The following is a 13248-nucleotide window of genomic DNA, read 5'->3' on the forward strand; positions in this document are numbered from 1 at the left end:
TTTCCTCCACCGTGCCGAGCGGACTTACCGTGCGGTGACGGTGCGCTGACCGTCCCCCGTCACCGCCGGGTCGTCGGGGTCCAGCCGCGCGCCGCGCCCCACTTCGGCGGCGTAGTCGTCGGCGCCGAGCGCCGCGCGAACGCGCGCGGTGATCCGCTCCACGTCGTACCGCTCCCCGGCCGGCAGCGGCACCCCCGCCGCCTCGCGCAGCGCCCCGGCCACACCCAGCAGCCGGGCGGCGCGCCGGTGCTCGCCGGCCAGGCTGGCGCCGCCGGCCAGGCCCTCCACGGCCAGGGCGACGGCCCGGCGGTCCCCGGTGGCGCGCGCGGCGTCGAGGGCCGCGCGGTGGTGGCGTTCGGCGGCGGCGGCGTCGCCCCGCTGTTCGGCGATGAACCCCAGCTCCGCCAGCGCGAGCGCGCAGCCCGGCAGGTAGCCGGCCCGGCGGTTCCAGTCGAGCAGGTCCCGCTGGCGTGACTCGGCGGCGTCGAGGTCGCCGCGCCGGCGCGCGATCATCGCCAGGCCGGTGCCGGCGAACGCGGCCGCGGGCCGGTTCGACTGCTCCTCGGCCAACCGCAGCGCACGCTCGTGGTACGCCACGGCCTCGTCGTGGTCCCCCGCCAGCAGCGCCAACCGGCCGAGGCTGGCCAGTTGCCGGGACACCGACGCCCACAGCCGCAGCTGCTCGGCGATGCGCAGCGCCTCGCGGTACGACGCCCCGGCGGCCGCGTAGTCGCCGCGGATCTCGGCCAGGGTGCCCAGCAGGCTGGTCGAGTGCGCCTGCCCCCAGGAGTCGCCGAGCTGCGTGAACAACGACCGGCTGGTCTCGCAGTCGTGCTGCGCGGTCGACAGGTCGCCCTGCACGAGCGCCAGGTCGACCCGGGTGGCCAGGGCCGCCGCGATCCCCCACCGGTCGCCAACCGCCCGGAACGTCGCAAGCGCCGCGCCGGCCAGGCGCGCGGCCTCGCTCGCGTCGCCGGAGCCGCGCAACGTGAACGCGAACAGCCACTGCGCGAACGCCCGGCCCGGCGCGTCGGTGTCCGCGTACCCGTCGAGCACCCGCTGTCGCGGCGCGGCCGGGTCGCCGTCGCGGGTGGCGATGGCGGCCAGCCACATCGACGCGCGCAGCCGCAACACGTCGGGCGCGGTGTCGCCGTCGCCGGCCGGCACGGTCTCCAGCGCGGTGCGCAGCGCCGGTCCGGCCTCGCGGAGGCGGCCCCGCACCAGCCGGTACCAGGCCAGCGAGGTGGCCAGCCGCAGGCCCAGGCGCGCCCAGCCGTGGGCCGCCGCGGCGTCCAGCGCCGCCCGCAGGTTCGCGGTGTCGCTGTCGAGTTCGCGCAGTGCGGCGTGCTGGTCGTGGCCGCGCAGGCGCGGCGCGGTGTCGTCGGCGAGGCGGGCGAAGAACTCGGCGTGCCGGCGGCGCGTCGCGACGGTCTCGCCGGCGCGTTCGAGCTGCTCCGCACTGTAGGCGGCGACGGTCTCCAGCAGCCGGTAGCGGCGCGGGTGTTCGCCGTGGCGGACGCTGACCAGGGAGCGGTCGACCAGCCGTGCCAGCACGTCGAGGACGTCCTCGGGCGTCACCTGCCCGCCGGCGCACACCTGCTCGGCGGCGGGCAGCGTGGCGCCGTCGGCGAAGACGGCCAGCCGCCGCAGCACCGCGCGTTCGCGATCCGACAGCAGCTCCCAGCTCCAGTCGATGACGGCACGCAGGGTCTGCTGGCGCGCCGGCGCGGTGCGCCGACCGGACGACAGCAGGCGGAACCGGTCGTCGAGCCGGGCGGCCAACTCCGCCAGGTCAAGCGCCCGCAGGCGGGACGCGGCCAGCTCCAGCGCCAGCGGTACGCCGTCGAGGCGCCGGCAGATCGTGGCGACGGTCGCGGCGGTGCCCGCGTCGAGGGTGAAGCGCGGCTCGACGGCGCGGGCGCGGGCCAGGAACAGCCGTACGGCGGGGGCCCGCGCGACCTGCTCCGCCGTCGCCCGTGGCTCGGGCAGCGCCAGCGGCGGCACCGGCAGCGTGACCTCGCCGGCGACGCCGAGCGGCTCGCGACCGGTCGCCAGGAGCCGCAGCTCGGGGGCCGCGCCGAGCAGCCGCTCGGCCAGGTGGGCGACCGGCACGACGACGTGCTCGCAGTTGTCGAGCACCAGCAGCGTCCGCCGGTCGCGCAGCGCGTCGACGAGCCGGTCGGTGGCGTCCCGCGACCGGTCACCCGGCATGCCCGGCGCGGTGTCCTCGCGGATGTCCATGGTGTCGGCCACCGCGTCGGCGATCTCCGCGGCCGCCGCCGGCTCGGCGCGTGCCGGCTGGCCGGCCAGTTCCACGACCCAGACCCCGTCCGGGAACCGGTCGGCGAGCGTACGGGCCGCCTCGACCGCCAGCCGCGTCTTGCCCACCCCGCCCGGGCCGGTCAGGGTCACCAGCCGCTCCCCCGCCAACCGCTCGCGTACGGTCTCGACCGCCTCGCCGCGCCCGATCAGCCCGCCGTGCGGCCCGCTCGACGCCGGGGCGGGCAGGTTGCTGCGGGTTCGGGGCGGCGGTGCCGCCCGCGGTCGCAGGGTGGGGTCCTGGCGCAGGATCGCCCGGTGCAGTTCGACCAGCTCCGGGCCCGGGTCCAGGCCGAGCTCGTCGCGCAGGTCACGGCGGAACCGCTCGTAGGCGGCCAGTGCCTCGCGCTGGCGTCCCGAGCCGTAGAGCGCACGCAGGTGCGCCGCCCGCAACCGCTCGCGCCACGGGTGCTCGCCCACGAGGTCGGTGAGTTCGCCGGCGAGCAGGGTGTGCTCGCCGAGCGCGAGCCGGGCCTCGGCGAGATCCTCCAGCGCGGTCAGCCGCTGCTCGCCGAGCCGCTCGACGGCCTGGCGCGCGAACGGCTCGTCGGCGAAGTCGGCGTACGCGGGACCGCGCCACAGGGCCAGCGCCTCGGTCAGCAGGGCGACCCGCCGCGCCGGCTCGGACTGCGCCCGCGAGCGCGCGAGCAGGGCGGCGAACTGCCCGGCGTCGACGGCCTCGGCGGCGACCCGCAGCCGGTACCCGGCGTCGCCGGACCCGACCAGGTCCCGGCCGCCGGGCTCGGCGGTCTCCAGCGCCCGGCGCAGCTGCGACACCTTGGCCTGCAACGCCCCGAGCGCGTTGCCGGGCGGCTGTTCGGCCCACAGGTCCTCGACGAGCCGGTCGGCGGACACCGGACGCCCCTCGTGCACCAGCAGGTCGGCCAGCAACGCCCGGACCTTCAGGCCGGGCACGGCGACGGCGGCGCCGGTCGACGTCCACACCGCCAGCGTGCCGAGCACCCCGAATCGCACCAGGCAACGGTAACCGGCCGGGGGCGCCGCGCCGGCGCGGGTCAGCCGACGGTCAGTCGACGGTAAGTGGCGGCGCCAGGCTGGACGCGACCCCACACCAAGGAGCGTCTCGTGACCAGACTGCCGCACCACCCGGATCTCCGTACCGCCACCACGCCTGCGCGCCGGGTGTCGACGCCCTGGCTCGCGGTGCTGGCCGGTCCCCTGTCGTTCGGGATCGCCGCACCGGCGCTGATCGTCGACGACGTCGCGCGGGCCCTGGACGTGGGCGCCGGCGGGGCCGCCCTGACCGTCACCGCGTTCGGCTGGGGCATCGCGCTGGGCACCGCGCTGCTGGCGGCGCTGCTGGCCCGCCGCGGGCTGCCGGCCCTGCTGGCCGCCTCCGCCGCGCTGCTGTCGGCCGGGACTGTGCTGATCGTCCTCGCCCCGGTCCTGCCGGTGCTCGTCGCCGGCGCCGCGGTGCAGGCGCTGGGCTCGGCCGGGCTGACGGTCGCGGCGATGAGCCTGGCCGACTCGGCCCGCCGGATGGGCGTGGCCACCGCGTCGCTGGCGGTCGTCGGCGCCACCGGGCCGCTGGTCGGCGCGCTGGTCGCCGACGTGCTCTCGTGGCGGGCCGCGCTCGCGCTGCCGCTGCTGTCGGCGCTGGCGGTGCCCGCGGCCCGCCGGGGCGGTGCCGCGCCGGCGCCGGCGCGGGCGCGCGTCGACGGGCTCGGCATGGTCCTGCTCGCCCTGCTCGTCACCGCGCTGGTCGTCGTTCCGCACCGACCGCTGGCCGCCGGCCCGGCCGCCGTCGCGCTGCTGCTGCTCCTGGTCGCCCGGGTGCGCTCCCGGCCCGACGGCGCCGTGCCCGCCGCCGTGGCGGGCAACGCCCGGTTCCTGGCGGCGTGCGCGCTGGCCTTCGCGCTGGGGGTGGTCAACTTCGCCCTGCTGTACGCCGCGCCGGACCTGCTGCACCGCCACGCGGGTTGGACGAGCGCGCGAACGGGGGTGGTGCTGCTGGCGCCGTACCTGTTCGGCGGTCTCTGCTCGGCGTTCCTGGTCGCGGCGTCCGCCCGGGTGTCGCCCCGCGCGGTGGTCGCCGCCCTGCTGGCCGCCGGCGTCGCCGCGCCGCTGGTGGCCGCCACCGCTACCGCCGTACCACTGCTGCTGGCGGCGATGACCACCGCCTCCCTCGCCGCCGCCACCGGTCAGGGCGCGCTCGCCGTACGCGCCGCCGCGGTCGTCCCCGCCGCCCACCGGGCCGAGGCGCTGGGCCTGTTCACCGTGGCCTACCTGCTCAGCGTGGCGTTCGGCCCGGCGATCGCCGTGACGCTCACGCTCCCCTGACGCACGACCGACCGGAATGCGACCGCCAGCCCACCGGTGATCGTCGGGCTGGCGGTCGGCCGCCCCGGCGGCCTCCGCCTGCGCGCTACCAGCGGTTGCGCGCCTCCTCCGCCCAGCCGACGAGGCCGTCGAGGTCGACGCGTTCGCCGTCGCCGGCGCACGCCCAGCCGGAGAAGTGTCCGAAGCACTGGTGGGTCTCGTTGGCCAGCACGCCGAGGTTGGTACGCGCCACGCGTTCGTGGAACGGGTGGAACTCCACGTCCACCCGTTCGCCGGTGACCCGCCACGGCCGCAGCCAGTCGGCGCGGTCGTAGCTCCAGGTCAGGTCGGCGCCGATCTTGTGCAGCCGCCCGTCCAGGAGGAGCGCGTTCTCGGTCGACCCGGTCCCGTCGGTCCACCGGCCGCCGAGCTGGATCGCCCGGCCGGCTCCGCTGCCGGCCGCCCAGTTCCAGCGGACGGCGTACGGCCACTTGCCGCGGCCGTGGTCGAGCACGGCGAACGAGTCGTCCTCGGCGATCGGGTACGCCGTGCCGTCGATCCGCAGGGTGCCCCGCACCGGCCGGCCGACGTCCTTGACCGTGTACTGGAAGCGGCGGGTGCTCCAGGGCACCACGACGCCGAGCGACTCGTGCCCGGGCGGCAGCGGCACCGCCACGTCGATCTCGACCCCGGGCGCGGTGGCGCGGATCGTGCTGCCGTCGCGGCGCTGGTCGATGTCGACCGCGAGGCGGCCACCGCTCGCCCGCACCGGTCCCGCGCCGCTCACGGGCGGGAACACCGCGCCGCGGGCGAACGGAACCACCACCTCCTCGTCGATCTCGACGTTGGTGCGGCGGTCGAGGACGTAGACGCTGTGCACGCCGGCGTAGTCCAGCGACGACGCGACGAGACCGACGATGTGCGTCGGGGTGACGATCCCCCAGTACTCCCACCGCTTGGCCCGCCCCCAACCGCGCAGGTTCGCCCGGTGCAGCGGCCGGCGGCTCCAGCCCACGGCCGCCGGGTTCAGCCGCCCGTCCGGCAGGCACAGGTCCACCGGCTCGGTGATCTCCCGCTCGTGCGTCACGGACGCAGGCTATCGGCTCGCCCGGGTCGCCCCCGGTCTCCGCACCCCGGGTCGAAAGTCGCTTGCCGCGCGCGATCCGGCTCCGCGAGGGTGGAGCCATGACGTTCTGACGGAGAGCACCCCCGTTGCCACCAGGCCCCGCGGCACCGAACCGGATGCCGCCCCGCCGTCCGCCCACACCTCTGCCAGAAGCGAGCGTCGTTGTCTCAGCACCCCTCGCGGCGGGAGTCCCTGCCGCAGTCCACCCCGGCCACCGTCTCCCTGTTCGCCTCCGCCACCAGCTGGATCGAGTCGGACGCCCTCACCCAGTGCCAGCAGGTGGCCGCCCTCGACGGCATGATCCACGTCGCCGCCATGCCGGACCTGCACCCGGGCAAGGGCGCCCCGATCGGCGCCGCCATGGCGGCGACCGTGTTGTACCCGTTCCTGGTGGGCTCCGACATCGGTTGTGGCATCGCCGTGTTTCCCGTCAAGCTCAAGCGCGCCGTACCCGAGAGACTCGCCGCCCGGTTCCCCGACCTCGACCGCCCGCTGGATCCCGAGCTGGACGCCGACGACCCGGCCTGGGCGGTCGTGGAGGGCACCGTTCCCGCCGGTCACGTCGAAGGGCTGGGGACGGTCGGCCGGGGCAACCACTTCGTCGAGCTGTCGCGGGTCGGAACCGTCTTCGAGGCGGACCACGCGAGTCGTCTCGGGCTCGACGCGGGCGACCTCGTGCTCATCGTCCACAGCGGCTCGCGGGGGCTGGGCGAGCGGATCCTGCGCGCGCACACCGAGGCCCACGGCGCGGGCCCCGCCCCCGATGCCGCCGCCTATCTGGCGATGCACGACGACGCCGTGCGTTGGGGCTCGCTCAACCGGCGGCTGTTGGCCGCCCGGGTCGCCCACGCCCTGGGGACCGAGCCCACCGAGCCGATCGTCGACCAGTGCCACAACCTGGTCGAGGTCCGCGACGGGGCCTACCTGCACCGCAAGGGCGCGGCGCCGGGTGACGGCCGCGACGTGCTCGTCGCCGGTACGCGGGGCACCCCGTCCTACCTCGTGGCCGCCCACGCCGGCGCGGCCGCCAACCACTCGGTGGCGCACGGCGCGGGCCGCAAGATGTCCCGCGCCGACGCCCTGCGCCGGGGCCGCGCCAAGCACACCGTCGAGGAGTTGCGCCGCACCCCGGTGGGGTCGCTGGTGGTGTGCGGCGACCGCCAACTGCTTTTCGAGGAGGCACCCTCGGCCTACAAGCGCATCGAGCACGTGATCGGCGACCTCGTCGACCACGGCCTGGCCACGCCCATCGCCACCACGGTCCCCCTCGTCACCTACAAGACACCCGATGCCGCGACCGCGCCCCGACCGGACCGCCGGGACAGCCGCCGCAGGCGGGGCCGGCCGTGAGCGTCCACCTGCTCATGTCAGCCGGGCGTGGCCCGCAGGAGTGCGCCTGGGCGCTTGCCCGGCTGCTGCGCCGGCTGGAGGCCGACGCCACCCGGCGGGGTCTGACGACCCGTCGGGTCGAGACCGTGCCCGGCGACCGGCCCGACACCTACCGGTCGGTCCTCATCCAGATCCTCGGCGCCGACGCCGAGGCGTTCTCCGCCTCGTGGACCGGCACCCTGTGCTGGCAGGCTCCCAGCCCCTACCGGGCGGGCACCGGCCGGAAGAACTGGTACGTCACCGCCCGACCGTGCCAGCTCGACAGCCCGGCGACGACGTTCGCGGAGGGGGACGTCGACGTCGTCGCCTGCCGCACCGGCGGCCCCGGCGGCCAGCACCGCAACAAGGCCAGCACGGCGGTACGGGCGACCCACCGTCCCTCGGGCATCGTGGTCGTGGTCGACACCGAGCGGCAGTACAGCCTCAACCGCCGCATCGCCATCCAACTCCTACGCCAACGCGTCGAGCACCGCGACGAGGCGGCGCGAAGCGCCGTCACCACCGCCCGATGGCGCCTCCACGACGAGCTCGTGCGCGGCGACCCCACCCGCGTGGAGCGTCCGGACCCGTCGAGCTGGCCGCCCGGCGGCAGGCGCGGGCGAGCAACCCGCCGAGGTCGTCGGGCGGAGACGAGGTGAGCCGACCGTCGTACCGGGCGTCGCGGGTGCTCCACGGCCGCAGCGCGCCCGGACGGCCCACGTCCACCCGTCGCCGCCGAGCAGGAAAGACGGGGATCCTCATGCTGCCGTAATGCGGCGTCGCGGCTGCGAATACGGGCAACCCGGCAAACCGCCACCCTCAAGATTGTCTCAAGCTCTCCGGCAATTCCTGGCGGTCGATACACAGTGGACGAAAAATCATGCCAGAGATTGAGCGGTGGTTCGGTCACTGGCCAGCCCGATCCCGCAGCTCGAACGGAGGCCGTGGCGTGGGCGCAGTCCCATCCGTGGCCACACAGGAGGAGGCAGGATGATCGGAAAGTTCACCAAGGTCGCCGTGGCGCTGGGCGCCGCGATTGGCATGACCGTCGTCGCCACCCCGGGCGTCGCCTCCGCGGCGAACAACGGGTACGCGTGGGCGGCCTGGGCCGTTCCTGGCGCCACGATCAACGGTGGCGTCGCCAAGCTCTACGCGGATGGCGAGATTCTGCGGCTGGAGGACTTCCGGGCCGACGGCTGGGGCACCCGGGCTCAGATCCAGAAGCTCCTGCCCGACAGCAACGGCGTCTTGCACTGGGTCAACCACAGCAGCCCCTGCTTCGACGACACCAGCACGAGCAACACCAGCGGTGGCATGACCGTGTGCGACTACAACACCGCCGAGGACATCCCGATCCGGGTGCACGTGTGGGCATCGCGCGACGGCGTCTACAAGTACCACAACTACAGCCCGTCGATCCGGAGCTGACCGTACCGCCCACAGAGGGACGCCCCGCCGGCGATCTGCTGGCGGGGCGTCCCGTCCGCGAAACCCGGGCCCTGTCCTGCCGATGACGGAGGCCAGGTGACCGCGGCGGTCAGGACGAGGCAAATCGGCACACACGCTTCGTGGTTCCCCGTTGGTCGACGATGTTACTGCGCCACTCCGGCCGCTGACCATCTGCATTGAACGCTTTCATCGTGGGTTCCGGCTGGTCTGGACGTGATGTAGGACGAGGATGGCCTGGACGATCGCGGTGGCACGTCGGGGCAGCAGCGGAGCTTGGCCAGGATCTTCCCGCCCTTGAGGGTGGCGACGGCGCTTGAAGGGCGTGCGGATGCTGCCGCCAGCGCCCTGGTACGCCTTGTCGGCGAGGGTCATCACGTTCGCTTCACCCAGCGCGTCGATCAGGCCGGGGCGCGGGCGGCGGTCAGGTCGTGCACGGCGCCGGGCAGGGCGGGCGAGGCCCAGATGAGGCGTCCCTTGCAGTCCGCGATGACCTGCACGGTCACGCCGTGGCGCTTGTGCTTTCCGAAGTAGTACGGCCTCTGGTCCGCGACCCGACCGATGGGGATCAGGGTGCCGTCGAGGATGGCGTACGCGAGCCGGGCGATGCGCCGTATGGCCGCGTTCAGGTCCTCGGCGTGCGTGGCGAACAGGTCGATGGCTTCTTCTCGGACGTACCGCCAGGCGGTCGTGACGCTGACCGCGAATCCGCAGGCCAGACGGGTGATGGTGTCACCGCTACGCAAATGGGCCAGGGCGAGTAGGGCCTGCCGGCTTCAAGACGTCGCCATCGGCCGCGGCGGCGGGTGCGTTCGGCGCGGATGAGGTCGGCCAGGTGGTTCAGGGTGCGGCTGGACAGTCGACCGTTGACGGGTAAGACAGCACGGCGAGGCTCCTGGTTGGGGCATCGGATCTTGGTCGACTGCTGTCTTACCGGGAGCCTCCTCCTATGTCGACAGACCCTTTCCCGAACCCGCCGTGACCAGGCCCATCACGATGAAAAGACCTCAAGCTGTCGGCTCAGTAGGCGATCGCGAAGGCTGACAGGCTAAAGGAGGTCTCGTATCTCGATGAAGGCGTTGCCCGGCAGCGGTGCGGAGTTCACCGCATGTCGCTGCGCTGACCGTAGCCTGCGCCGCAGGCTGTCGGTGGGGTTGGGCGACCGCGCGCCGACCTGGACGTTGCAGAAGGTGTAGGTCCGGGAGTTCGTGTCGACGAGCTGGAAGTCGCTGATGCTGAACCCGTAGCCGTCGCCGTCAGTGGTGCCATTCGAGCAGGCCTTGATGTCGGCGACCGCGAACTGCATCCCCTTGGTCTTGATGCGGCGGCCACGTCGTCCTGCGGCTGGACCGGGAACTTGACGCTGTAGACGGTCACGTCGCCCAGGTCGGTCGTCTGCTTCTGGCCGAGCACCAGCCCGACGGCGCCGGCGGGCTGGTGCTCGGGACGGGCGTGGGGGGACATCGAGAGGGTCGATGGAGGGGACGGGCTGGGCGAGGAGGTGGCAGAGGGCGTGGTGGACGCACCGGCGCCTCGTGGCTCGCCGTCCGAGCCGCAGCCAGCGACGGCGAAGAGGCCGAGTGCGGCTGCGACCTCGTCCGGGATCCCGGCGGCCCGGCACCGGTCCCGATGATCGGTCCACGCCGTTGGCAGGTAGAGCTGCCGATCGATCAGGGCGTGGCCCTTGTTGGAGCGGTAGGCCAAACACACCCCGACCTGACAGTTCTCCGTCCGACCGGCGGTGCCGAAGTACTGCCGTTGCACCCCGGCGGACGGTGTGCCCCTCCTCAGAAAGCCGGTGTCGTCGACGATCAGCACACCCGTCGGGTCGCCGAGGTGCTCGACCACGTAGTCCCGCACATCGTCACGGACCGCGTCGACGTCCCAGTCGGCCCACCCTCAACAGCCGCTGCATACCGTCCGGCGACACATCCCCGGCCTGCTCAGCCAGAGTCCAGCCGTTCTTGCGCCCCAACCCTGAGGCCAGCCCGCACAGATACTGACGCGCACGCCGCTGCGGCTCGGACCGACGAAACCTGGGCCCGATCCGCCCGTGCAACCGGTCCAGCTCCGCATGCCACCGGTCAACATCAACAACCGTCAGGCAGACCGTTGCAGCACTAGGGTCTGTTGTGAAAGTCGCTGGTCACGGGCCTTGGGCTGTGTTTCCATGCCGCAGTGAAGAGCGACAACGTGTCCGGCGCGGACGTAGCCCCGAGTGTCCGACAGAGGACTGATCGCGACCTCAGTGACTGTGTGCGGGTGCTGGCAGAGGTCCATGAGCGCGACGGTTATCCGGTGAACTGGCCCGATTTCCCGGACACATGGCTCACGCCGCCATCGCTGATCGCCTCCTGGGTGGCGGAACTGGATGGCCGCGTAGCCGGCCATATCGGCTTGTCCCGGAGCAACGCGGGAGACGCGGCACCTGAGCTGTGGGGCGCTCGTGCAGGTGTGAGTATCGACGCGACTGCCGTGGTCAACCGGCTGTTCGTCGCTCCGTCGGCCCGCGGCCATGGGATCGGTGCGCTGCTGATGGCGCAGGCTGTCAGAGAAGCACAGGATCGCGGCTTGCATCCGGTGCTCGACGTGGTGGCTTCTGACACTGCGGCGGCGGCTCTGTACGAGAGGCTCGGCTGGCAGCTGCTGGCCACAGTCGAACAGCAGTGGAGCCCTGAGCAGAAGGTCGCCGTCCGGTGTTATGCGGCGGCAGCCTGACGTAGTGCCCCTGTTCACAGCCACTCGTTGATAACTGCGACCAGCACGGTCGCCTCGTAGCGGACGGCAAGCTTGTCGTATCTCGTGGCGACCGCGCGGTGGCGCTTGAGCCGGTTGATGCCGCATTCGACCGCGTGCCGCTCGCGGTAGTCGGTCTTGTCGAACTTCGGCGGACGCCCGCCGCGAGAACCGAGTTTCTGCCGGTTGCGGACCCGGTCCGCCGGGACCGGAATCGTTGCTTTGATACCGCGTCGGCGCAGGTAGGCGCGGTTCTTGCGGGAGTCATATGCCTTGTCGGCCCGGACTCGGTCCGGGCGCTTCCGCGGCCGTCCCAGGCCCAGCCGGGGGGCCCGGATCGCTTCCAGGACCGGCTCGAGCTGCGGGGAATCACCCCGCTGACCGGCCGTGATCACCACGGACAGTGGCTTCTGCCCCTGCTCGACCGCCAAGTGGATCTTGCTGGTCAGCCCGCCCCGGGACCGGCCAAGTCCGTGATCGCTCGGCTCGACGAAGACACCGCCGGGCGACTCCTTCTGGAGATCCCCCTTTTTGCCGCCCCGGCGGCGTGCTGATGTGCCCGGCAGACCGTCGAGTCGACGTTCACATCCCAGGTGATCAGACCCTCCGCGTCGGCCTGGGCCTGGAGCTGGGTGACGATCCGTGCCCAGGTGCCGTCCCTCTGCCAGCGCCGGAACAGGTCGTAGACCCGGTCCCACGGCCCGTAGCGTTTCGGGACGTCCCGCCACGGGGCGCCGGTCCGGGTTCGCCACCGTATGCCGTCTATCAACTGCCGGCGTGTCCACACCGGCGGACGGCCCGGCTTGATGCCCGAAGGCAGCAAGGGCTCAAGCCGGGCCTATTGGTCGTTCGTCAGATCCCCGCGTCCCACAGAACCTGATCATCAACTATCAAGATCGACTTTCGCAACAGACCCTAGCTGTAGGCGAGTTCGGAGAGGTTTCGGTCGACCAGATTGCCGCCTTCATAGCGTGCGCCGTTGTAAACGAATTGCAGGTTCTCGGTGAAGTCCTTGTTGCAGTAGCCCCAGTAGCCCTTGCCCAGTTGGTTGACGCAAGAACCGGTCCTGTGGACCGTGCTGGTCGTCCGTAAGCGCCATTCGCCGACTGCGGAGTGGCCGTCCGCCAGCTTGTCGAGGACCCAGATGTCGTCGCCTTCTGGCCTGAAACAGACAGTGACGTGCGGATGCCACGTGTTGCAGCTGTAGGAGCCGGTGGGGCCACCGGAGGGTTGGGCGTAATCGGTTTCACTGCCAAAGTACGCGGCTTGAGCGGCGGTGGGGGTCAGCAGGGTTGCGGTGACGCCGATCATGACGGCGAGCGCGATTGACATTCGGCGAGATCTACGCAAGGTGGGCTCCCATGTAACAAAGGATTACTGGGGGTGAGTGGGGCGGGCTGACGATGACCATGCCGTCGCGCCAGCAAATTTATGCTGAGTTATGTGGCGGACGGGTGTCGAGGATCGCACAGCAAAGTTGAGGAACTTTTGAGCTTTACCGCATGTGTCTGGCGCACCGGCCCGGCTCTTCGGGGTTGAAGGTCCTGACGAAGTCGTGTGACGTGCCGGTACGTGATGATGCAGATGGCGAGGGTGAGGAAGGCTTCGTGGATGTCGTCGCGGCGTTCCGATCGGATGCGGTAGCGTGGTGAACTGCCAGATCGGGGTGAGTGTTCACGCCGTCACCGACACCGCGTCGTGCCCTGCGGATTTGCAGTTGTTCCTCCCGACGTCGTGGGGCGAGCAGGCCGTTGACGGGGCTGGTCGCCCCGGTGCGGTCGCTCGTCGGGCCGGCCCGGTGCGGGATACCTGCCGAGGTGCAGACAGCCGGGCTCCCTCGGCCCAGAGCAGAGCGCCGACCAGCGTTTCTGCTGGTCGCCGCTCCTGCAGCCTGGCGATAGGCGATGTGGCCAGGGGCCGGGTCGAACCGGCGTCCACAAGCCCTCGATCGCGCAGGTGGCAACTATCGCGGC

Annotated in this window: 9 protein-coding genes and 4 pseudogenes; 6 read left to right on the forward strand and 7 right to left on the reverse strand. The window is 72.7% G+C overall.

Features of this window, described 5'->3' with window-relative positions; translation table 11 throughout:
• Positions 1–24 precede the first annotated feature (24 nt).
• Positions 25–3294, reverse strand: a complete 3270-nt coding sequence (locus tag ACSNOB_RS02220; protein ID WP_436684877.1) for a BTAD domain-containing putative transcriptional regulator — start codon at positions 3292–3294, stop codon at positions 25–27.
• Between the two features lie 111 nt (positions 3295–3405).
• Between ACSNOB_RS02220 and ACSNOB_RS02225 the strand changes: the two genes are divergently transcribed.
• Entirely contained in the window at positions 3406–4620 is a 1215-nt protein-coding gene (locus ACSNOB_RS02225) for an MFS transporter (protein ID WP_436684878.1), read from the forward strand.
• Between the two features lie 85 nt (positions 4621–4705).
• On the opposite strand, the gene ACSNOB_RS02230 is transcribed toward ACSNOB_RS02225, so the two are convergent.
• Positions 4706–5686 carry a DUF2804 domain-containing protein gene (locus tag ACSNOB_RS02230; protein ID WP_436684879.1) on the reverse strand — a complete coding sequence of 327 codons (981 nt, stop codon included), beginning with the start codon at positions 5684–5686 and terminating at the stop codon, positions 4706–4708.
• Between the two features lie 201 nt (positions 5687–5887).
• Here ACSNOB_RS02230 and ACSNOB_RS02235 point away from each other — a divergent pair, with 201 nt between their 5' ends.
• The 3 genes from ACSNOB_RS02235 (at position 5888) to ACSNOB_RS02245 (ending at position 8521) form a co-directional block, all read left to right on the forward strand.
• On the forward strand, positions 5888–7075 hold the full coding sequence (locus ACSNOB_RS02235) for an RNA ligase RtcB family protein (RefSeq protein ID WP_436684880.1): 1188 nt from the start codon (positions 5888–5890) through the stop codon (positions 7073–7075).
• Positions 7072–7752 (forward strand): peptide chain release factor H, encoded by a 681-nt coding sequence (gene prfH / locus ACSNOB_RS02240; RefSeq protein ID WP_436684881.1) that lies wholly within the window; start codon positions 7072–7074, stop codon positions 7750–7752. The genes ACSNOB_RS02235 and prfH overlap by 4 nt, the downstream gene beginning before the upstream one ends.
• A gap of 331 nt (positions 7753–8083) precedes the next feature.
• Positions 8084–8521, forward strand: coding sequence for a hypothetical protein (locus ACSNOB_RS02245; RefSeq protein WP_436684882.1), 438 nt, complete (start codon positions 8084–8086; stop codon positions 8519–8521).
• A gap of 207 nt (positions 8522–8728) precedes the next feature.
• On the opposite strand, the pseudogene ACSNOB_RS02250 reads toward ACSNOB_RS02245, so the two are convergent.
• From ACSNOB_RS02250 to ACSNOB_RS02260, 3 genes and pseudogenes are all read right to left on the reverse strand, one after another.
• A pseudogene (locus ACSNOB_RS02250) lies at positions 8729–9424 on the reverse strand (transposase family protein).
• 163 nt (positions 9425–9587) lie between these two features.
• Entirely contained in the window at positions 9588–9845 is a 258-nt protein-coding gene (locus tag ACSNOB_RS02255; protein ID WP_436684883.1) for a hypothetical protein, read from the reverse strand.
• A 275-nt stretch (positions 9846–10120) separates the two neighbouring features.
• Positions 10121–10643, reverse strand: a pseudogene (locus ACSNOB_RS02260) (IS701 family transposase); the annotation flags it as partial.
• Between the two features lie 158 nt (positions 10644–10801).
• Between ACSNOB_RS02260 and ACSNOB_RS02265 the strand changes: the two are divergent.
• Entirely contained in the window at positions 10802–11257 is a 456-nt protein-coding gene (locus ACSNOB_RS02265; protein ID WP_436684884.1) for a GNAT family N-acetyltransferase, read from the forward strand.
• Between the two features lie 14 nt (positions 11258–11271).
• Here ACSNOB_RS02265 and ACSNOB_RS02270 read toward each other — a convergent pair.
• A pseudogene (locus ACSNOB_RS02270) lies at positions 11272–12098 on the reverse strand (IS5 family transposase).
• Positions 12099–12190: 92 nt separating this feature from the next.
• Positions 12191–12607 carry a hypothetical protein gene (locus ACSNOB_RS02275; RefSeq protein ID WP_436684885.1) on the reverse strand — a complete coding sequence of 139 codons (417 nt, stop codon included), beginning with the start codon at positions 12605–12607 and terminating at the stop codon, positions 12191–12193.
• Positions 12608–12914: 307 nt separating this feature from the next.
• Here ACSNOB_RS02275 and ACSNOB_RS02280 point away from each other — a divergent pair.
• Positions 12915–13067, forward strand: a pseudogene (locus ACSNOB_RS02280) (transposase); the annotation flags it as partial.
• Positions 13068–13248: the final 181 nt, after the last annotated feature.

Source organism: Micromonospora sp. URMC 106 (assembly GCF_051386395.1).
Taxonomy (GTDB): Bacteria; Actinomycetota; Actinomycetes; order Mycobacteriales; family Micromonosporaceae; genus Micromonospora.

Coding starts and splice junctions, on each gene's coding strand:
- ACSNOB_RS02275 (WP_436684885.1), bottom strand. CDS start 12,607: ATGTCAATCGCGCTCGCCGTCATGATCGGCGTCACCGCAACCCTGCTG.
- ACSNOB_RS02245 (WP_436684882.1), top strand. CDS start 8,084: ATGATCGGAAAGTTCACCAAGGTCGCCGTGGCGCTGGGCGCCGCGATT.
- ACSNOB_RS02255 (WP_436684883.1), bottom strand. CDS start 9,845: ATGCAGTTCGCGGTCGCCGACATCAAGGCCTGCTCGAATGGCACCACT.